18 protein-coding genes are annotated in these 19,708 nt (G+C 60.5%); 8 read left to right on the top strand and 10 right to left on the bottom strand.

Features of this window, described 5'->3' with window-relative positions:
* Positions 1-6 precede the first annotated feature (6 nt).
* The 6 genes from Q6L55_00685 to folD form a co-directional block, all read right to left on the bottom strand.
* The gene (locus tag Q6L55_00685; protein ID MEN9257232.1) at positions 7-1,200 is read right to left on the bottom strand and encodes a dihydroorotase; all 1,194 of its coding nucleotides are present in this window, start codon (positions 1,198-1,200) and stop codon (positions 7-9) included.
* An 8-nt stretch (positions 1,201-1,208) separates the two neighbouring features.
* Positions 1,209-2,105 (bottom strand): GTPase Era, encoded by an 897-nt coding sequence (gene era / locus Q6L55_00680; protein MEN9257231.1) that lies wholly within the window; start codon positions 2,103-2,105, stop codon positions 1,209-1,211.
* A complete protein-coding gene (gene cphA, locus Q6L55_00675) occupies positions 2,102-4,723 on the bottom strand; it encodes a cyanophycin synthetase (GenBank protein MEN9257230.1) in 2,622 nt (873 codons plus the stop codon). Before cphA ends, era begins: the two co-directional genes overlap by 4 nt.
* A gap of 72 nt (positions 4,724-4,795) precedes the next feature.
* Entirely contained in the window at positions 4,796-6,379 is a 1,584-nt protein-coding gene (gene nadB / locus Q6L55_00670) for an L-aspartate oxidase (GenBank protein ID MEN9257229.1), read from the bottom strand.
* A gap of 7 nt (positions 6,380-6,386) precedes the next feature.
* Positions 6,387-6,773 carry a photosystem II complex extrinsic protein PsbU gene (gene psbU / locus Q6L55_00665; protein ID MEN9257228.1) on the bottom strand — a complete coding sequence of 129 codons (387 nt, stop codon included), beginning with the start codon at positions 6,771-6,773 and terminating at the stop codon, positions 6,387-6,389.
* A 57-nt stretch (positions 6,774-6,830) separates the two neighbouring features.
* Positions 6,831-7,727, bottom strand: a complete 897-nt coding sequence (folD, locus tag Q6L55_00660; GenBank protein ID MEN9257227.1) for a bifunctional methylenetetrahydrofolate dehydrogenase/methenyltetrahydrofolate cyclohydrolase FolD — start codon at positions 7,725-7,727, stop codon at positions 6,831-6,833.
* Between the two features lie 95 nt (positions 7,728-7,822).
* Here folD and Q6L55_00655 point away from each other — a divergent pair, with 95 nt between their 5' ends.
* The 4 genes from Q6L55_00655 to Q6L55_00640 are packed head-to-tail and all read left to right on the top strand — an operon-like array spanning position 7,823 to position 11,960.
* Positions 7,823-8,968 carry an NDP-sugar synthase gene (locus Q6L55_00655; GenBank protein MEN9257226.1) on the top strand — a complete coding sequence of 382 codons (1,146 nt, stop codon included), beginning with the start codon at positions 7,823-7,825 and terminating at the stop codon, positions 8,966-8,968.
* Positions 8,969-8,976: 8 nt separating this feature from the next.
* Positions 8,977-10,731, top strand: coding sequence for an arginine--tRNA ligase (gene argS, locus Q6L55_00650; protein MEN9257225.1), 1,755 nt, complete (start codon positions 8,977-8,979; stop codon positions 10,729-10,731).
* A 21-nt stretch (positions 10,732-10,752) separates the two neighbouring features.
* Positions 10,753-11,325 (top strand): tetratricopeptide repeat protein, encoded by a 573-nt coding sequence (locus Q6L55_00645; GenBank protein MEN9257224.1) that lies wholly within the window; start codon positions 10,753-10,755, stop codon positions 11,323-11,325.
* Complete coding sequence (locus Q6L55_00640) at positions 11,325-11,960, top strand: lysophospholipid acyltransferase family protein (protein MEN9257223.1); 636 nt, start codon at positions 11,325-11,327, stop codon at positions 11,958-11,960. Before Q6L55_00645 ends, Q6L55_00640 begins: the two co-directional genes overlap by 1 nt.
* Here Q6L55_00640 and Q6L55_00635 read toward each other — a convergent pair.
* Both Q6L55_00635 and glgB read right to left on the bottom strand, forming a co-directional pair.
* Complete coding sequence (locus Q6L55_00635) at positions 11,908-12,150, bottom strand: hypothetical protein (protein MEN9257222.1); 243 nt, start codon at positions 12,148-12,150, stop codon at positions 11,908-11,910. The two genes, Q6L55_00640 and Q6L55_00635, sit on opposite strands and share 53 nt — an antisense overlap.
* A 7-nt stretch (positions 12,151-12,157) precedes the next feature.
* Complete coding sequence (gene glgB, locus Q6L55_00630) at positions 12,158-14,449, bottom strand: 1,4-alpha-glucan branching enzyme (protein MEN9257221.1); 2,292 nt, start codon at positions 14,447-14,449, stop codon at positions 12,158-12,160.
* A 147-nt stretch (positions 14,450-14,596) separates the two neighbouring features.
* On the opposite strand from glgB, the gene Q6L55_00625 reads away from it, so the two are divergent.
* The 4 genes from Q6L55_00625 to Q6L55_00610 all read left to right on the top strand — a co-directional run bounded on the left by Q6L55_00625 (position 14,597) and on the right by Q6L55_00610 (position 17,689).
* Complete coding sequence (locus Q6L55_00625; GenBank protein ID MEN9257220.1) at positions 14,597-15,112, top strand: COP23 domain-containing protein; 516 nt, start codon at positions 14,597-14,599, stop codon at positions 15,110-15,112.
* 3 nt (positions 15,113-15,115) lie between these two features.
* Positions 15,116-15,886: a serine protease gene (locus Q6L55_00620; protein MEN9257219.1), complete on the top strand. Its 771-nt coding sequence runs from the start codon at positions 15,116-15,118 to the stop codon at positions 15,884-15,886.
* A 27-nt stretch (positions 15,887-15,913) separates the two neighbouring features.
* Entirely contained in the window at positions 15,914-16,768 is an 855-nt protein-coding gene (locus Q6L55_00615) for a photosystem II manganese-stabilizing polypeptide (GenBank protein ID MEN9257218.1), read from the top strand.
* A 138-nt stretch (positions 16,769-16,906) separates the two neighbouring features.
* Positions 16,907-17,689 carry a sigma-70 family RNA polymerase sigma factor gene (locus Q6L55_00610; protein ID MEN9257217.1) on the top strand — a complete coding sequence of 261 codons (783 nt, stop codon included), beginning with the start codon at positions 16,907-16,909 and terminating at the stop codon, positions 17,687-17,689.
* Between the two features lie 203 nt (positions 17,690-17,892).
* Here the strand turns inward: Q6L55_00610 and Q6L55_00605 are convergent, their stop codons facing one another.
* Together Q6L55_00605 and Q6L55_00600 are read right to left on the bottom strand one after the other, a co-directional pair.
* The gene (locus tag Q6L55_00605) at positions 17,893-18,072 is read right to left on the bottom strand and encodes a hypothetical protein (GenBank protein ID MEN9257216.1); all 180 of its coding nucleotides are present in this window, start codon (positions 18,070-18,072) and stop codon (positions 17,893-17,895) included.
* Between the two features lie 245 nt (positions 18,073-18,317).
* Complete coding sequence (locus Q6L55_00600) at positions 18,318-19,700, bottom strand: NAD-dependent succinate-semialdehyde dehydrogenase (protein ID MEN9257215.1); 1,383 nt, start codon at positions 19,698-19,700, stop codon at positions 18,318-18,320.
* Between the last annotated feature and the right edge of the window lie 8 nt (positions 19,701-19,708).

Below are 19,708 nucleotides of genomic sequence, written 5' to 3'. Positions count from 1 at the left end.
AAAACGTTAATCCAGGGTTAAGGGGGTGTACACCCGTCCTTGGGGCGCGCCGGGCAAAGGTAGCGTCTGAGTGACTGGTTCCTGGGGAGCGAACAGAACCGGAGTGGGAGAAGGGTCCGGCGACAGGCCTAAGCAGGTCAGAGGTTTGACGCTCAAAGCCGACCAGAGTTCTAGGGGAGTCAAGGCGCCAGTGACCACCAAGCCCGCCCAGAGATAGGGCAAGGCGACGCCGAAGCCGGGAATGCCTGGGGGCGCCAGGGCCAAGGGTACCATTTTCTCCTCATAGGTGTAGGCTTGATGGTCAACGGCAATGGCGTCAATCACACCGGTTTTCACTCCCCGAATCAGGGCCTGCCGGTCGTCGGGGTTCCCCAAGGGTGGGTCGAAGCGTAGATAGGGGTTATAGCCGCTCAAGTGGCTGCTATCCCACAGCAGGTGGGTCCAAGGGGTACTGGCGGTCACCGGCAAACCCGCATCCTTGGCTTGGGCTACCAGGGCGACGGCACGGGCAGTCGAAAGGCGCATTAGGTGCACCGGCGTTGGATACAACCGCACCCACTCCAGAATGCCGGCTAACACAGCACTTTCGGCCGCCACCGGCATCTCCGGCAACCCCAGCGTAACGCTCCACACCCCGGGCCGGGCTACGCCATGACTCACTTCCGCCCGGGGCCACAGTAGCAGGGGTTTGCCCAGGGGTCGGACATAAAGCAGGATTTGTTGAAGCAGGTCCCAGCGCACACAGGGTCGGGCTTCCCCAAACCCCACCACCCCCGCCTGGGCCAATTCCCGCAGTTGTGCCATCTGTTCGCCCTTGGTCTCCTGGGTCAAGGCCCCCCACAGATGTAGGTGTACCGGGCACCGGCTTTGTTGCTCCTGCCACCAGGTGACTGCCGCGGCATTGTCCAGGACGGGCTGGGTGTGGGGCAGTAGCGCGACTTGGGTAAAGCCCCCCGTCAGAGCCTGGTGTATTAGCTGGGCCAGGGTCTCGCGCCCTTCGTAACCCGGTTCGCTGCTCTGGCTGTAGAGGTCCACCAGTCCCGGTCCCAGCCAGCACCCTTGGGCCGGATACTCCGCCACCCCTTCTGTCAGGGGAAGATGAGGGCCAACAGCGTGGATTTTCCCCTGCCGGAGCCAGACATCGGTGACTTCCTCCCGCTGGGTCAGGGGGTCCAGCCGACGCACCTGTCGCAGCAGCACCTCCCCCTTTAAGGCTCCGGGCGGTAGCCCAAGTCCCGCAGTAGATGGGGTGTTTCCCGCCATTTGGGTTCCACCTTGACAAACAGTTCCAGGTACACCGGACCATCCACCAATTTTTGCATCTCGGCGCGGGCGCGGCTGCCAATGGTTTTGAGCATTTGCCCCTGGTGGCCGATGATGATGGCTTTTTGGGACGGCCGCTCCACGATGATGGTGGCGAGGATGCGGGTAACCTTGGGCAGCTCTTCCACCTGGTCAATGGTGACCGCCACCGAATGGGGCACTTCCTCGCGAGTTAAATGTAAAATCTGTTCCCGGATGAGTTCTGCCATCAGGAAACGCTCGGGCTGGTCAGTGACCAGGTCGGGGGGGTAGTAACAGGGGCCGGGGGGCAGCATCTGTAACAACCGCTCCTGCAAAGTGGGAATCCCCTCCCCCGTCAAGGCCGAAAACGTCAGCAAGGGCGCCTCCGGCAACAGTTGCTGGTAGCTCTGGATGATGGCCGCCGCCTGGTTTGGGGGTTGGGCGTCACATTTGTTCAGGCCAAGCACCACCGGGGTTTTCTGGGTGGCCAGCCAGTGGGCGATGAACTGGTCCCCGGCCCCTGCCGGTTGACTGCCATCCACCAGAAACAGCACCAGGTCCACGGCTTTGACCACCCCTTGGGCGTTTTGCACCAGGATTTCTCCCAAACGGTGGTGGGGCTTGTGAATGCCCGGTGTATCTACCAGGATGATCTGGCCCTGAGCAAGGGTGAGAATGCCGCGCAGCCGGTTGCGGGTGGTCTGGGCCACCGGTGATGTGATGGCCACTTTTTGCCCCACCAGACGATTGAGCAGGGTGGATTTCCCCACGTTAGGGCGGCCAATCAGGGCCACAAACCCAGAGCGAAAATCCTCACTCACGGCTGTTGGGCTTGGCACACCAGGTCCAGGGCGCGACGAACGCTTTCGGGGAAAATCACCACCAGATCACCGCTGCGGGCCTGGCGGAGCGCCGTTTGTATCGCCTCAGTTTCATCGAGGATAACCTGCATCACGGGGTTGTCCCGTCGTTCCTGCACCCCCCTGGCTATCCAATCTGCAGCCTCTCCCCGCCGGCGGCCTCGGGTATCGTCGTCCTCCTTGACAATCAGCTGGTCAAACAGGTGCGCCGCCACCCGCCCGATTTCCCGCAGGTCCTCATCCCGCCGGTCCCCAGGCGCCCCGATGACACCGATGCGCTCTCCTTTACGCCAGGTGCGAACAAAGTCCCCCACCGCCCGGTAGCCGTGGGCATTGTGGGCGTAGTCAATCAGGACAAAGAAGTCCCGGACCGGCAACAGATTCATGCGGCCTGGGGTTTGCTCCACCGACGCCTGGAAACTGCGCAACCCCTGGCGAATCTGCTCCAGGGACACCCCCACCCCATAGGCTGCCAGGGTCGCCGCCAGGGCATTGGCCACCATAAACCGCACCGTCCCTCCCAGGGTCAAGGGTACCTCCTGAACCGGCAACAGCGGGGTGTAGCGTTCCCCCTCCACCAGGAGGATATCCCCGTCCCGCACCGTGGCCCCTAGACCCCCCTGCTGCTGGTGCTGGCGCAACACCGGATGGTCTGGGTTGAGACTAAAGTAGGCCACCCGACTTTTCACCCGCCGGGCCATGGCCGCCACCAGTTCATCCTCGGCGTTGAGCACTGCCAGCCCCTCCGGTCGCACCACCTCCGCCACCACGCTTTTGACCATGGCCATTTGCTCTAGGGTGTCAATGTCGTAGCTGCCCAGGTGGTCGTCGGCCACATTGAGCACCACCCCCACCTGGCAACGGCTAAAGGCCAACCCCGACCGGAGAATGCCTCCCCGGGCACTTTCCAAAACGGCAATCTCCACTGTGGGGTCGTTGAGAATCAGGCGAGCGCTCTGGGGACCCGTGTTATCGCCCGGTTCCACCAAATGGGGGCCGATGTAGGTGCCGTCGGTCGTCGTATAGCCCACCACGCGGCCCGTCTGCTGACACAGGTACGCTGTCAAGCGGGTGGTGGTGGTTTTGCCGTTGGTACCCGTGATGGCGATGATGGGAATCTCCCCCGTTTGCCCTTGGGGAAATAGCAAATCCAGAATCGGGGCGCAGACATTGCGGGGAGTACCGGCGCTGGGTTGTAGGTGCATCCGCAAACCCGGGGCGGCGTTGACCTCCACGATGACCCCGTCTACTTGGCGCAAGGGCTGACCGATATCGGGGGTGATCACATCGATTCCCGCAATGTCCAAACCCACCCAGCGGGCTGCCCGTTCACACAGCCAACGGTTTTCCGGGTGTATCTGGTCGGTACAGTCCACCGCCATGCCGCCGGTGCTCAGATTGGCCGTGTTTTTCAGGTAGGCGATTTCCCCAAGGCGCAGGATGGTATCTAGGTGATATCCCTGCTGGCGCAACACCCACTCGCTGGCCTCGTCTAATTCGATGCGGGTCAGTACGTTAGCATGGCCTTCCCCTCGGCACGGGTCCCGGTTTAATTGGTCCACCAGTTCTCGAATCGTGGAGCGCCCATCCCCCACCACATGGGCTGGAAGGCGCTGGGCCACCGCCACCACCTGTCCCCCCACCACCAGTACCCGGTAATCGTTGCCTGGGTGATAGCGTTCTACCATCACCGCGCCGCTTTTGGATTCGGCCTTGGCCCGGTTGTAAGCCTGCTCCGCGTCCGAGTAGGTACGGATGTTCAACGTAACCCCCCGGCCATGGTTGCCGTCTAGGGGTTTGATCACCACCGGAAAGCCGCCAGCGATGTCAATGGCCTCCGCCAGGTCATCCCGCCGTCGAATGACCTCTCCCTTGGGCACCGGCATCCCTGCCGCCTGGAGCAGCCGTTTGGTGCTGGCTTTGTCCCCGGCCAATTCCACCCCCAAAATGCTCGTCCGGTCCGTTTGGGCAGCCTGGAGCCGGCGTTGATGGATGCCATAGCCCAGTTGCACGATGTCCCACGCCGGCAGGCACACCCAGGGAATCCCCCGGCGTTCCGCCTCCTGCACCAGGGCGTCGGTGGTGATGCCTAGGGAAGCGGCCTGCCGCAAGTCCCGCAGTTCGGCCAGGTCGGCCTCCAGCTCCCGCCGGGGGTAACGCCGTCCCGCCGCCAACGTATCGCAAATGCGCACTGCTGCCCGGCCAGCGTAACGTCCCGCTCGTTCATACTGGTACTCATACACCACGTTATAGACCCCAGGGGTGGACGTCTCCCGGGTGCGGCCAAAACTTACGGGCATCCCCGCCAAGGTCTGCAATTCCAGGGCCACATGTTCCACCACATGGCCCAGCAACGTCCCCTCCCGCACCCGTTGGAGGAATCCCCCCCGGCAGCCCGGCGAGCAGGCATGTTCCTCCAGGGACGGCAACAGGTCCACCAGGTCCGCGTAGAAGCCGCGCAGTTGGTCCGTATAGCGGTCCTCCCAGTCCTCCAGGTCTAGCCGCAACACGATCAGCCGGTGCCGCCGGATACTCCAGTAATTCGGCCCCCGCAGGATCAACATCTGTAGGATGCGCATCGCCGTCCCCCTAGGCTTTGTCCCCATTGTACGCAGGCAGCCCCAGGGGACTTGGCTATCTCGGCTACGGTTTCAGGCAGCCACTTGGGCTATGGGCGCCCACTGCCACCGGTCCCCCTGGATCAGGGTGTGGACCTGGAACGCTGGCGACGGTTCGGGATAGTCCAGACGGTAGTGGCTCCCCCGGGATTCCCGCCGCCGCAGGGCGCTCTGTAACACCAAATAGGCACAGTCCAAGAGATTGCGGGTCTCGCTCCAGAGGCGCACCAGGGCAAAGTCCTCACTGGCGGGGGCCAATGCCGGGAACGCCCGTCGCCACGCCTGCACCTGTTGCAGCGCCAGGCTGAGTCCTTCCTCGTCTCGCGCGATCCCCGCCCGCCGGCCCATCAACCGGGGCAATTGCTGCCGCACGGTCTCTAACCACGCCCTATCCACCGCACCAGTGACCAGAGCTGGAGGTTCCCCTGACGGCCAGGTGCCCAACTCGATGGCGGCCAATTGCCCCCCGAACACCAGGCACTCCAGCAGGGAATTGCTGGCCAGGCGATTGGCCCCGTGGACCCCTGTGCTGGCCACTTCCCCAATGGCGTACAGACCGGGCAAGCTGGTGCGGGCTTGCAAATCCGTCCATACGCCTCCCATCCAGTAGTGGGCCGCCGGTGCCACCGGGATCAACTCCTTGCGGGGGTCCAAACCCCATTGGCGGCAGGTGTTCAGGATATGGGGAAACCGGTGGGCCAGCCGGTCCGGGTCAATGGGGCGCATATCCAACCAGACATGGTTTTGGCCGGTGCGCTGCAACTCCTGGAAAATGGCGCGGCTGACAATGTAGCGGGGGGCCAATTCCCCCTGGGGGTGATAGCGCAGCATAAACCGCTCCCCCTGGTCATTCAGCAAATAGGCCCCTTCCCCCCGTACCGCTTCGGAAATAAGCAAGGCCGGCGCTCCAGGAATTGCCAGGGCCGTGGGGTGAAACTGGACAAACTCCACATCCCGCAGCGTCGCCCCCGCCCGCCAGGCCATGGCCACCCCGTCCCCCGTACTGGCCGGCGGATTAGTCGTTGGTGTAAACAACTGTCCCCCCCCACCGGTGGCCAACACCACCGCTCGCCCTCGCCAGGTCTGCCACCGGCCCTGGTACCACACCCACACCCCTCCACACCGATCCGCCTCCACCCACAGATCCACCGCCAGCGCCCGTTCCAGCACCTGGATGTGGGGTTGCTGCAGGACCTGCTCCGTCAGGGTACTCACCAGTTCCCGCCCCGTACTATCGGCAGCATGGAGAATCCGGGGCCGGGAGTGGGCCGCCTCCAGCGCCAAGGCCAACCCCTCCCCATAGCGGTCAAAGGCCACCCCCAATGCCAACAGCCGCTGGATACAGGCCGCCCCCTGGGAAACTAAAAATTCCACCGCTGGGAGGTCACACAACCCCGCCCCCGCCTGCAACGTATCCTGCACGTGCAACGCGTAGGAATCCTCCGGGTCCGTGACCGCCGCAATCCCCCCCTGCGCCCAACCGCTGGCCGACAACTCCAGGGGGTCCTTGGTCAGCAGTCCCACCCGCAGGTCTTTCGGCAGAGATAGCGCCCCGTACAAACCCGCCGCGCCACCGCCGATGACTAGGACATCCCAATCTGCTGGTGGCACGGTCATCTGGTCCTTAGCGGTAAATCCCGTTATTGATCCGGTCAATCACCAGGGCCGCCTCCGGTTCCGTGACGGTAAAGGCATCCAGATGGGACCGGAGAATTTCCTTCTGCTGATCCGTCAGGCCGGGGATATTCAGCACGTCCTCCACCTTTTCGTAGGGGGCGTTCGCCACGATCAACTTGGCAATCGTCGGGTACATGCCCCGCAACTTCTTGAAGGCCGTGATGTTGGTGTTGTTGAGGTCAATCTTCTTACCGTAGGCGGTTGCCAGTTTGGCCTCCACGTTGTTGAGACCCGGGCGGACACCCTCCGTCCCTGCCCAGACCGGCTGCTGTAAACCCCACCACAGGGCCAGGGCCACCCCTAACCAGCACAGACCACGCCACAACGCTTTCATCGCCAGCCACCTCCCAACACAATTACGCCTGCTGAATAAAAAAACTTTATCTCCATCTTAGAATGGGGCGGGGGGGGTTGAACGGAACCAGGGCGGCAAGTCTAACCCCTGGCGCTGGGCGTAACTTTGGGCGGTATTGAGCAACAACTGGGCCACGGTCATGGGTCCCACCCCCCCCGGCACCGGTGTCAGCCAACCAGCCACCTGTTGCACACCGGCAAAATCCACATCCCCCACCAGGCCCTGATCGGTGCGGTTAATGCCCACATCCACCACCACCGCCCCAGGTTTGACCATCGCCGGGGTAATGAGTCCCACCCGTCCTACTGCACTCACCAAGATGTCGGCCTGACGGGTCAGCAGGGGCAAGTCCGTCGTGCGGGAGTGGGCCAGGGTCACTGTGGCATCCGCCGCCAGGAGCAACAGCCCTAGGGGTTTACCCACCAACGTACTGCGTCCGACCACCACCGCCCGTTGGCCCGCCAGGGGAATCCGGTAGTGGTGCAACAGCCGCATCACCCCCGCCGGTGTACAACTTGGCAGCCCTGGTTCCCCCCGCAACAGCTTGCCCAAATTCACCGGATGTAAGCCATCCACGTCCTTATCCGGGTTGATTGCCCGCAGCAATTGGCTACCGTCTAAGTGGTCCGGCAGGGGTAATTGCACCAAAATCCCGTCAACCCGCTCGTCCCGGTTCAATTGGTCAATCAGGGCCAGTAACTCTGCCTGGGAGGTCTCCGCCGGGAAATGCCCCCCAAACGTCGCCATCCCCACCTGGGTGCAGGCTTTTTGTTTCTGTCCCACGTAGGCGGCGCTGGCCGGGTTTTCCCCCACCCAGAGTACCGCTAAGCCGGGGGGACGGCCCACCTGGGGGGTTACCGCCGCCAGCCAACTTTGCAACTGGGCCTTGATCGCTTGGGCTAAGGTTTTACCGTCCAGGAGTTGGGCCGCCATCTGGAATCGCACCTTGCAGTTTGGATCAAGTTATCATGGCTAGCGAACCAGGCGCTGCCAGCTTAGCATAAGGAGAGATTCGCACCGCACACGCCATGGCCTACAAAGGCATGATTCTGGCCGCCGGCAAGGGCACCCGCGTCCGGCCGATTACTTATACCATTCCCAAGCCCATGATTCCCATTCTGGAGCGGCCAGTGATGGAGTTTTTGGTGGACCTGTTGCGGCGACACGGCATTACCCAGATCATGGTGAATGTCAGTCACCTGGCCCACCAGATCGAAAACTATTTCCGGGATGGGCAGCGGTTTGGGGTGCAGATTGCCTACTCCTTTGAGGGGCGCATCGTGGAAGGAGAACTCATTGGGGAGGCCCTGGGGTCGGCAGGGGGCATGAAACGTATCCAGGAATTCAACCCCTTTTTTGATGACACCTTTGTCGTGCTGTGCGGGGATGCCCTGATTGATCTGGATTTGACGGCGGCCATTCGCTGGCACCGGCAAAAGGGAGCCTTGGCCACCCTCATCACTAAACCCGTCCCTTGGGAAGAGGTATCCAACTATGGGGTGGTGGTCACCGACACCGACCAGCGCATTTGTCTTTTTCAGGAAAAACCGGCCCCCGACCAGGCGCGCAGCAACCAGATCAACACGGGGATTTACATTTTTGAGCCGGAAATATTCGACCACATCCCCAGTAACCAGGTGTACGATTTGGGTAGCCAATTGTTCCCCCACCTGGTGGAAATTAACGCCCCCTTTTACGCCCTGCCCATGGAGTTCGAATGGATTGATATTGGCCGGGTTCCCGACTACTGGCGCACGGTGCAAATGGTGCTGCAAGGGCAGGTCCCCCACGTGCCGATTCCCGGCCAGGAAATTCGTCCCGGGATTTATACGGGGTTAAATGTGGCGGTGGACTGGTCGAAGGTGCATATCCAGGGACCGGTGTACATCGGGGGTATGACCCGCATTGAACCGGGGGTAACCATTATCGGCCCGGCGATGATTGGCCCCAACTGCCGCATCTGTCGCAACGCCTGCGTGGAACGGAGTATTATTTTTGAGTACTCGCGCTTGGGGGAGGGGGTACACCTGAAGGACAAGTTGGTGTTTGGGCGCTACTGTGTGGATAAAAGCGGGGCGACGATTGACCTGCAAAAGGCGGCGCTGGATTGGTTGATTACCGACGCCCGCTGTGAAGAACCCGCCCCCTTGGTCCCCAGCCGACTGGATGTCTGAGGTTGACCATGCTTACCCCCCTTGCCACCCTAGAGCAACAACTAACAGCAGCTATTCGCCAACTCCTGCACCAGCCCGATTGGTCGCCGACAGAACCCTTGGTGGTCCCCGCCAGTCGTCCCGAATTCGGCGATTTCCAGTCCAACATTGCCCTGACCCTGGCTAAACCCTTGCAGCAGAAACCCCGGGACCTGGCAACGGCGATTGTGGCCCAATTGCCCACCGAGACGCCCTATGAACGACCGGAAATCGCGGGGCCGGGGTTTATCAACTTCCGCCTGAAACCCAGCACCGTCACGGCCTGGCTGCAGCAGCAGATGCAAGACCCCCGCTGCGGTGTTCCCCTAGCGGCCCAGCCGGAGACGGTGATTGTGGATTTCTCCAGCCCCAACATTGCCAAGGAAATGCACGTGGGCCATTTGCGCTCTACCATCATTGGGGATTGCCTGGCCCGCTTGTTTGAGTTTTTGGGGCACCGGGTGCTGCGGCTCAATCACGTGGGGGATTGGGGCACCCAATTTGGCATGTTGATTGCTTATCTCCAGGAGGTTCACCCAGAATTTTTTACGCAAAAAAAAGCGGTGGATTTGGGGGATTTGGTGACCTTTTATCGCCAGGCTAAACAGCGTTTTGATAGCGATGAGGCCTTCCAGAACCGGGCCCGACAGGTGGTGGTGCAGTTGCAGGCAGGGGACCCGGAGCTGATGGCCGCCTGGAAATTTCTGTGTGAACTGTCGCGCCGGGAGTTCCAGCAAATCTATGACCTACTGGAGGTGGAACTGCAGGAGCGGGGCGAGTCTTTCTATAACCCCTTTCTGGCGGAGGTGGTGGAGGAATTAAAGGCTAAGGGCTTGGCGGTTCTGGACCAGGGGGCCTGGTGTGTGTTTTTGGAGGGATTTACCAATGCCGACGGCAGCCCCCTACCCCTGATTATCCAAAAATCCGATGGGGGTTATAACTACGCCACGACAGACCTGGCGGCTTTGCGCTACCGGGTGCAACAGGACGGGGCACAGCGCATTCTCTACGTAACCGACATCGGCCAGAGCCAGCACTTTGCCCAAGTCTTTGCCACGGCCCAAAAAGCGGGCTGGATTCCGCCGGGGGTGCAATGCCTCCATGTGCCCTTTGGGTTGGTGCTGGGGGAAGACGGCAAAAAATTCCGCACCCGGTCGGGGGAAACGGTCCGGCTGAAGGATTTGCTAGAAGAGGCCATCCGGCGGGCGCAACAGGATATCGAAGCGCGTTGGGCCGCCGAACAACGCCAGGAATCGCCGGAATACATCCAAAATTTGGCGCGGGTCATCGGCATCAGCGCCGTCAAATACGCCGATTTGAGCCAAAATCGCCTGAGCAATTATGTGTTTAGTTACGACAAGATGTTGGCCCTACAGGGCAATACGGCACCCTACCTGCTCTATGCCTACGTGCGGGTGCAGGGGATTGCCCGCAAGGGAGGTGTTGATTTCACCCACTTTGTGCCGGAATGGGCGCTCACGGAGGCGGTCGAATGGACCTTGGCCAAACATTTGCTCGCCTTTCCCGATGTGATTGCCCAATTGGCGGTGGATTTGTTCCCCCATCGCCTGTGCCAGTACCTGTTTGAACTGAGTCAAAAGTTCAACCAGTTTTACGACCAATGCCCGGTGTTGGCGGCCCCGGAACCGGAGCGTTCGTCCCGTTTGGGCCTGGCCTATCTCACTGCTAAAATTTTGAGGTTAGGGTTGTCGCTCCTGGGGATTCGCGTGGTCGAGCGCATGTAGCACCGGAAGGAGGTTGGTATCATGAAGCGCTGGGTAGTGGTGTGGGGTGTGGTATGGGCCTTGGCCTTGGCGCCGGCGGGGTTGACCCAAACGGTCAATGTGGAGGCGTTGTTGAAGCGGGCAGTGGAGCGGGGGCAAAGGGGGGATTTCGAGGCGGCCATTTTGGAGCTGAACCAGGTGTTGAAACTGGCCCCTAATAACGCGACGGCCTTTATCCTGCGGGGGGTGGCCTATACCAATCTGGGGAATGCCAAGCAGGCGCTAGAGGATTTTACTAAGGCCATCCAACTGGACCCTAGGGCAGCAGCGGCCTATGCCTACCGGGGGGTGGTGCGGCGGCAGATGATGGACTTGCCGGGGGCGTTGGCGGATTTGAACGAGGCCATCAAGTTGGACGGCAAGGCGCCGGATTTGTATGCCTTCCGGGGGGCGCTGCATTCGGACAACAACGACGTGGCCCAGGCGCTGCGGGATTTTCGCCAGGCGGCCCAACTCTACCAGGAACGGGGTGACACAGAAGGGGTCAAGGACATGCAGGCGTTTATCCAAGCTTTGGAACAACGGGCGCCTCAGCCTACCCAACCGGCTAAGTGATGGCGGAACGGGAACCCTGGTCGGCCCTGGTTTTATATCACCTGTTCAAGTGGTCGGCGGTGGCCCCCGCTTTTTGGGGCTATTTCCAGGGGCGGGTGGAGGGATTTGAGCATGTACCGCGCCGGGGACCCTTTGTGGCGGTGTGCAACCACGCTAGCGATTTTGACCCACCCTTGGTGTCCTGTGCCCTGGGGCGACCGGTGGCTTACATGGCCAAGGAGGAACTGTTCCGGGTACCGCTGCTGGGGACCCTGATCCGCTGGTACGGGGCCTTTCCGGTACGACGGGGCACCTCTGACCGCCAAGCCGTTCAGGCTGCTTTGGATGCCCTCGCCCGGGGCTGGGCCGTCGGCATTTTTCTGTCGGGAACCCGCACCCCCGATGGCCGCGTGACGGAACCCAAGCTAGGGGCCGCCCTGATCGCCGCCAAGGCCCAAGTCCCCCTGTTGCCGGTGATGCTTTGGGGCACCCATGCGATTCGCCCTGGTGGGAAAGGCTGGCCTCGCCCTACCCCCGTCACCGTGCGGATTGCCCCCCTGCTGCCCCCACCCCCGGACACGCGGCGGGAAACCCTGGAGCAAGTCACTGGGGACTGTTGTCAGATTTTGAACGACCTGCACGCCCGGGGCCGCTAGTGCGCCACCAGTTCATCACCCCCGTCCCGATAGCCCCCAGGACCAGCAGACCAATCGCTGGTTGCCACAGGGGTTGCCAGAGCTGCAGCCAGGTACGCCCCAGCCCCGGCCATACCCCTTGCCCCAACACCGCCACCATCCACCAGGCAAACCCCAGCAGCACCACCGCCACATCCAACAGCAGCAACATTGTCCAACTAGGACGCATCGCCCAACACGGCCGCCGTTTTTTCCCGGTCCAACTTAAACATCAACACCGCCAAGGGGGGCAGGCACAAATCCAAGGAATAGGGTCGGTTGTGGTAACCCCAGTCCTCCGTCCATTTGCCCCCCAAATTCCCCATATTGGTGCCGCCGAATTCCCGGGCATCGCTGTTGAAAATTTCCCGGTAAAAGCCCGGCTCCGGCACACCAATCCGGTAGTGGGAATGAGGCTGGGGCGTGAAATTGCACACCACCACGATGTAATTGCTCCGGTCCTTGTCGTAGCGGATATAGGACACCACGCTGTGGCGGTTATCCGAACAATCAATCCACTCAAACCCCTCCAGGGTGAAGTCCTGGGTATAAAGGGCCGGCTCGCTGCGGTAAAGATGAATGAGGGTTGCCAGATAATGCTTGAGCACCTGGTGGCGTTCGTACTGCAGCAAGTGCCATTCCAGGTCTGTCCAGACATTCCACTCCTGCCACTGGCCAAACTCCATCCCCATAAACAGGGTTTTCTTGCCTGGATGGGTGAACATATAGGCAAACAAGGCCCGCATGTTGGCAAATTTCTGCCACTCATCCCCCGGCATTTTGGACATCAAACTGGCCTTGCCGTGCACCACCTCGTCGTGGGATAAAGCCAGCATGAAGTTCTCGCTAAAGGCATACCAGATGCTAAAGGTGATGTTGTTTTGGTGGAACTGGCGGAACCAGGGGTCCATGCGGAAATAGTCCAGGGTATCGTGCATCCACCCCATGTTCCACTTCAGGTTGAAACCCAACCCCCCCACGTAAGTCGGCCAGGAGACCATCGGCCAGGCGGTGGATTCTTCGGCGATGGATAGAATGCCAGGAAAGTAACTGAAGATTACCTGATTCACCTGGCGCAAAAAGTCCACCGCTTCCAAGTGCTCCCGCCCACCGTACTGGTTGGGTACCCACTCCCCATCCCGGCGCCCGTAATCCAAATACAGCATCGAGGCCACCGCATCCACCCGAATCCCGTCAATGTGGTACTTGTCGAACCAAAACAGGGCGTTGGCCACCAGGAAATTGCGCACCTCGGGACGCCCGTAATCAAACACCAGCGTACCCCATTCCTTGTGTTCCCCCTTGCGCGGGTCGCCGTATTCGTACAGATGCGTGCCGTCAAAATAGGCCAAACCGTGCCCATCCTTGGGGAAATGCCCCGGCACCCAGTCAATGATCACGCCGATACCGTTTTGGTGGCACTGGTCCACAAAGTACATAAAATCTTGGGGCGGGCCGTAGCGGGAAGTCGCCGCGTAATAACTCACCACCTGGTAGCCCCAAGACCCGTCGTAGGGGTGGTCCGCCACCGGGAGCAATTCGATATGGGTAAACCCCATTTCCTTGACGTAGGGAATCAGCTCGTGGGCCAACTCCCGGTAGGTCAAATAGCGGGCACCCGGATTCCACTCGGAAACCGCCACCGGTTCTTCCCCGTTGGGCGTCGGCACCTCAAAAGCCCGGTGTAACCAGGACCCCAAATGCACCTCGTAAACCGCGATGGGTTGCGTCAGAGGGTCCGTGTGGCGGCGCCGTTCCATCCACTCCTGGTCCTGCCACTCGTAGGTATCCAGGTTGGTGACAATAGATGCCGTTTTCGGGCGCACCTCCTGGCGAAAACTGTAGGGGTCCGATTTTTCGTAAATGTGCCCTTCCCAGTTTTTGACCTCGTATTTATATTTGGTACCTTCCCCCAGCCCCGGAATAAACAGCTCCCAAACGCCGGTATGACCCTTGCGCATCTGGTGCCAGCGCCCATCCCAGTTATTGAAATCGCCGATGACCGAGACATTACGGGCATTGGGCGCCCACACGGCAAAATACACCCCCTGAACGCCGTCAATTTCCGTGATGTGGCTCCCCAGTTTCTCGTAAATGCGATGGTGGTTGCCCTCAGCAAACAGGTGCAGGTCAAAGTCGGTGAGCTTCGGGGTTTTGAAGCTGTAGGGGTCGTAAAAAACCCGCTCATGGCCCCTTTCGATGACCCGCAACTGGTAGTTGGGCAACTCGGCAAAGGGCAGCAGGCACTCAAACAGGTGAGGGTCCTGCCGGGTGGTCATGGGAAATTCCTGGCGCAGGGTCGGGCAGCGCACCCAGGCCGCCTCCGCATGGGGCAAATAGGCGCGGATGTGCCATCGAGTCTGGCCGTCAATGGTCACCGGATGGGGTCCAAGCACCGCAAAGGGGTCGTGGTGTTGGTTGCGCACCAGCAATTCCACTTGGTCTTGGGGTAGCGGGGGTAACATAGTCATGCCAAAACACGGGCCTCACAACGACTCGGTTTAATCCTAAATCTAAAGAAACTTGGAGAATGGTATCAAATCCCCTGCGTCGGTGCCATGGGAAGTTCACCCGTCGGCCTTAGAATAGGCTCAGGTAGCAAGGGGGGAGTAAGACTTATGTTTTATCTACGGGGTGGCGGTATGCTGCTGGCGCTGGTGTCCCTGGGGATGCTTGTTCCTCAATCGGCGGTCCAAGGGAATCCCAAGCGCATTACCTTTTACTGCGGTACTAGTCAGGGAGCACCGGCGACCCTGGTGCGCTCCGGCAATCGAGTGGTTCCCATCATCCGCTGGACCTCGAACACCTTTGCCGAGAGCGGCTATTCCAACGAGCGGCGCTGCCGGGAGGTGTCCCAACGCTTCCAGACCTATTACGACGACGGCACCCTGAGTTTTATCACCACCGGGCGGATGAACGGCCAGAATGTCATTTGTGTCGCCCGCAGCCATGGGGGTCCCTGCGCGGGGTTGTTGTTCACCCTCAGACCAGGGGTCAATCCGACCCGGGTGATCAACCAACTGTTCAATATCCGCACCCGCGCCTCCGGTCCCTTGAACGAAACCACGGCTCGGCCCTACGTGGATTTCCAGGAATTGCTCCAACAGGTCGAAGGAACTGAACTGACCCCCTAAACCTTGAAGGTCCGTTATTGGTGGTTAGGATGGTTGGCCCTGTTGCTGGGCGGGGGACTCTGGCAATGGCACCGTTCAGCCTCCTCCTCCCCGCTGGACACCCTTACCCAGCAGGCCCGGGAGATTACGGTCCAGGTGCGAGTTGGCGCCAGTGGGGGTTCGGGGGTTTTGCTGGCCCGCCGCGACCAGATTTATACCGTGGTGACCAATCAACACGTGCTCGATAGTGACCCCCAGGCCACCCGCTATTCGGTGCGCACCCCCGATGGTCAATGGCATAGCGTCCGCGCCCGGCCCCCTATACCTACCACCACCGATGTGGCCCTGCTGGAGTTCACCAGTGCCCAGTCCTATAGCCTGGCCTGTCCCCAACCCCGTCTGCCTCAGGTCGGCGACCCGGTTTTCGCTGCGGGTTTTCCTTTCCCGACTGAGGAACACCCCGACCCGGGTTTTGTTATGACAACTGGCCACGTGCGCCTCATCCTGCCCCAACCCCTGGAGGGCGGCTATCGCCTCGGCTATACCAACCCCATTGCCAAGGGCATGAGCGGCGGGCCGGTGCTCGATCAACAGGGGCGATTGGTGGCCCTCAATGGCATGCACCAACCCCTGTGGGGCAGCCTTGACCGTTACCTCAGTGGGGAAACACCAGCCCCCCACCTGCAGAGCCAACTGGCCGAGCTGAACTGGGGTATCCCCATAACCGCCATCTGGCTATGGGTAACCGAACTGACCCCGTCTTGCCTAGAAAGACCCCCTTTCACGGTAAAATAAAGGCCACGGCTGTTGTGGAGGTTGGCTATGGGGTATCGCGCGCTGTTATCCGTATTGCTGATGTGCTGCTTGATACTGGTCTCGGCCTGTTCGACGGCAGCAGTGGGGACGACCACCGAAGGGTTGACCTACGAACAAATTAAAAGTCTGACCTATGAACAGGTCAAAGGAACCGGTCTGGCCAACAAATGTCCCCAGCTGAGCGATTTTGCGCGGGGTTCCCTGGCCCTCGAACCCGGCAAGACCTACCGGGTGACGGACTTGTGTTTAGAACCCACCAGCTTCTTTGTGAAGGAGGAAACGACCACGAAACGCAAGGAACCTACCTTTGTTCCGGCCAAGCTATTGACCCGGGCCACCTCCTCGATTGATGCCGTGGAGGCAGATTTACAGGTGAGTCCCGATGGGGTGTTGACCCTTAAGGAAAAAGAAGGATTGGATTTTCAACCGATTACCGTCCAACTGCCAGGCGGCGAGCGGGTACCCTTCCTCTTCACGATTAAGGAGTTGGTCGCCCAAACGCAACCGGGTGCGACGGTGATCAATACCTCCACCGATTTCGAGGGCACGTTTAAGGTTCCTCCCTACCGCTCGGCTCTGTTCCAGGACCCCAAGGGCCGGGGGGTGGCGACGGGCTATGAAACCGCCGTGGGGGTGCCGGCCAGCCCCGATGCTCCGGAGTTCAGCAAGGCCAACGTCAAGATTGCGGAAGTGGCGGAGGGACATATCTCCCTACAGGTGGCTCAGGTAGATGGTTCCACGGGCGAAATTGCTGGCACCTTTGAAAGTGAGCAACCGTCGGATACGGAATTCGGCGCCCACGAACCCCACGATGTGAAAGTGCGGGGCGTCTTTTACGCTCGCGTCCGGCCAGCGGCCTAGGGGCTTGTGCGGATACCCCACCGCCCTCTTCGTAAAATCACCCTTGTCTGGGGAGGAGGACTTTGCTAGTCTGAAAGAGCTGGAGGTTGCTTGATTGCGACCCCTGGGCTTCCCCTAGGCCAATGGATACCCCCTACAATGCCGGTTACATCGGAACAGGACGATGTTAACAGCAAGGCCCAATCCCTGGCTTGGCTGAAAGCGTATCGGGCTACCCAATCGGTAGAATTACGGAATCGGCTGGTGCAGGCCAATATGGGTTTGGTGAGGCGGGAGGCCCACCGCTTTCACCGATGGTGTCAAGAACCCTTAGAAGACCTGATCCAGGTGGGTGTACTGGGGTTAATCCAGGCGATTGAGCGCTTTGATGTGGAGCGGGGGGTGGCCTTTAGCAGTTTTGCCTTGCCCTATGTGCGGGGAGCGATTCAACACTATTTACGGGACCAAAGCTCGTTGGTCCGTTTGCCCCGGCGGTGGGTGGAACTCCAGCAACGGGCGGCCCAGGTGATAGAGCAGTGGCGGCAGGCCCAGGGGCGGGAACCCACGGCGGCGGAATTGGCCCAACAGTTGGGCATTACCTTGCAGGAGTGGCAGGAAGCCCAATTGGCCTGGCGCAATCAGTCCCTGGTTAGCCTGGATATGTGCGTCGGCGAGGAAGAGGGTCGGCCCCTATTCCTGGGGGATCAGGTGTGTGACCCGGAATACCGCAGTTTCCAGTTGGCCCAGGAGGACCGTATTCGCCTAGAACAGTGTTTGGTTCACCTGGAAAGCCGCACCCGGGAAATCCTGGAATTCATCTTTTTCCATGAGTTCACCCAAAAAGAAGTGGCGGATTGCCTGAAGGTGAGTGTGGTGACCGTCTCGCGCCATCTGAAAAAAGGATTGAGGCGCCTACGGGAATTGCTGTCCGAGGCGGATTGATAATGGGGATGTAGGGTGGCCAGGCTAAATGGTGGCTTGTTTCCCTGGCAGCAACCCCCGGGATGACCGTGCAGCAGGTGGGGGAAACAACATTAACGGGGTCAGGCCTAATTGGGCCCACCCGATCGCCACCGTTAACCTTGACGCTGCCAACTGATTTCAGGCGCCGGTTTGCCGGGGGCTGCGGCGTTGGTCAGGGGGACTTAGCTGTCACTGGGGATTTCTAAGTCGTCCGGGTCCACAAAGTGACAAATGGCATCATCAATACAGATCACGGCCCAGCCGGCGGCATTGATATTCACCAGGGTATAGGGGGCTTCATCTACAAAAAAACCCTTGTGATTGCGAGTCCCCGGTTTGACCTGTACCGTCTTGCCAATCATATCACACCTCCAGCGTTTGCATCGTAGTAGAAGAATGTGAAATTAAGGTTAGCATCCCCCATCCGGTCTGAGGAATAAAGTTTTCTAAAAAAATTTGACCCATTATCAAACCTAAAACCCCGTTTGTAACAAGGCTGCAAGTGAAATCACTTTATCCTGGGCATTTATACCTAAAAAAATAGGGTCCAAAGGAGGAAGCAGAGGCGTTTGGCGCTGATTTTTGTCATATTTTTTAACGGGTTTTCTCAGGATGTTTTCACCCAGATCGTTTTCAGATTGACGAACTCGAGCAGGCCGGCTTCCCCGAGTTCCCGACCGTAGCCGGATTGTTTGAGGCCGCCGAAGGGTAAACGGGGGTCGGATTTGACCAGGCCGTTGATAAACACGGAACCGCATTCCAGTTCGTCGATCAGCCGGGCTTGTTCCTGGGGGTCGCGGGTCCAGGCGCTGGCACCTAAACCGAAGGGGGAATCGTTGGCCAGTTGAATGGCGGCGTCCAGGTCCGGGACGGTGTACACCAGGAAAACGGGGCCAAAAAATTCGATGTCCCGGGCACTGGGGGGCAAATCACTCAAGAGGGTAGGGGGGTAAAAGAAACCGGGGCCAGGGGGTATCTGACCGCCGCACCAGCATTTGGCCCCGGCTTGGATCATCTGGGTCACGTGACGGTGCAATTCCTCCCGCTGGGCCTGGGTGGCTAGGGGTCCCAGTTCGGTGGTGGGGTCGAGGGGGTCACCCATTTTGACGGCTTGAAAGCGCTCCACCAACCGGGGCAGGACCAGGGGGGCAATGTCGGCGTGAAGGATTAAACGTTTGGCGGCAATGCAGGATTGGCCGTTGTTGAGCAAGCGGGCGGTGACGGCGGTGGTCAGCGCTGCTTCCAGGTCGGCGCTGGGTAGGATGATCAACGGGTCGCTGCCCCCCAGTTCGAGGACGGTTTTTTTCAGGGCGCGTCCGGCCGCCATGGCCAAAGACCTCCCCGCTGGTTCACTGCCGGTCAGAGTAGCGGCACGGATGCGGGGGTCGGCCACCAGGGCAGCCACCCGGTCACTGGGGATGAGTAGGGTTTGCAGCACACCGGGGGGAAAACCGGCTTGGGTAACCAACTGTTCAATGGCCAGGGCGCACTGGGGCACATTGGAGGCGTGTTTGAGCAGGACCACGTTGCCCGCCATCAACGCCGGCGCCAGACAGCGAAACACCTGCCAGAAGGGGAAATTCCAGGGCATGACGGCTAGAATCGGCCCCAGGGGTTGGCGGCGAATCCAGGTTTGGGCGACGGTGCCGTCGGGTAAACGCTCTAACGGTCCAGCCTGGTCCTGGAGGAAAACAGCTCCCTGCTCTGCGTAGTACCGGCAGACCCAGGCGCATTTATCCACTTCGGCCCGGGCCGCCTGAATGGGTTTGCCCATCTCCAGGGTCATCAACCGCGCCCATTGCTCCCGTCCCTGGGTCAGGGCACCGGCCAAGCGGTGTAAACCGGCAGCCCGTTCCGCCAGGGACCAGCGGCGATAGGTGGCAAACCCTGTCACGGCCAGAGCCAGCTTGGTTTCCAGTTCTGCCTCGCCCAAGGGGGTGAAGGTCTGCAAAACGCGGCCGTCGTAGGGGTTAATGCTGGCAATGGTCACGGTGGCAA

Origin of the sequence: Gloeomargarita sp. SRBZ-1_bins_9 (assembly GCA_039794565.1) — a bacterium.
In the GTDB taxonomy this organism is placed as follows: Bacteria; Cyanobacteriota; Cyanobacteriia; order Gloeomargaritales; family Gloeomargaritaceae; genus Gloeomargarita.
This window is presented reverse-complemented; position numbering and strand designations above follow the sequence as displayed.

Bases quoted from the DNA above. Each gene is read 5' to 3' on its own strand.
- cphA (MEN9257230.1), bottom strand. From the start codon at position 4,723: ATGCGCATCCTACAGATGTTGATCCTGCGGGGGCCGAATTACTGGAGT.
- nadB (MEN9257229.1), bottom strand. From the start codon at position 6,379: ATGACCGTGCCACCAGCAGATTGGGATGTCCTAGTCATCGGCGGTGGC.
- psbU (MEN9257228.1), bottom strand. From the start codon at position 6,773: ATGAAAGCGTTGTGGCGTGGTCTGTGCTGGTTAGGGGTGGCCCTGGCC.
- folD (MEN9257227.1), bottom strand. From the start codon at position 7,727: ATGGCGGCCCAACTCCTGGACGGTAAAACCTTAGCCCAAGCGATCAAG.
- Q6L55_00655 (MEN9257226.1), top strand. From the start codon at position 7,823: ATGGCCTACAAAGGCATGATTCTGGCCGCCGGCAAGGGCACCCGCGTC.
- argS (MEN9257225.1), top strand. From the start codon at position 8,977: ATGCTTACCCCCCTTGCCACCCTAGAGCAACAACTAACAGCAGCTATT.
- Q6L55_00645 (MEN9257224.1), top strand. From the start codon at position 10,753: ATGAAGCGCTGGGTAGTGGTGTGGGGTGTGGTATGGGCCTTGGCCTTG.
- Q6L55_00640 (MEN9257223.1), top strand. From the start codon at position 11,325: ATGGCGGAACGGGAACCCTGGTCGGCCCTGGTTTTATATCACCTGTTC.
- Q6L55_00635 (MEN9257222.1), bottom strand. From the start codon at position 12,150: ATGTTGCTGCTGTTGGATGTGGCGGTGGTGCTGCTGGGGTTTGCCTGG.
- glgB (MEN9257221.1), bottom strand. From the start codon at position 14,449: ATGACTATGTTACCCCCGCTACCCCAAGACCAAGTGGAATTGCTGGTG.
- Q6L55_00625 (MEN9257220.1), top strand. From the start codon at position 14,597: ATGTTTTATCTACGGGGTGGCGGTATGCTGCTGGCGCTGGTGTCCCTG.
- Q6L55_00615 (MEN9257218.1), top strand. From the start codon at position 15,914: ATGGGGTATCGCGCGCTGTTATCCGTATTGCTGATGTGCTGCTTGATA.
- Q6L55_00610 (MEN9257217.1), top strand. From the start codon at position 16,907: ATGCCGGTTACATCGGAACAGGACGATGTTAACAGCAAGGCCCAATCC.
- Q6L55_00605 (MEN9257216.1), bottom strand. From the start codon at position 18,072: ATGATTGGCAAGACGGTACAGGTCAAACCGGGGACTCGCAATCACAAG.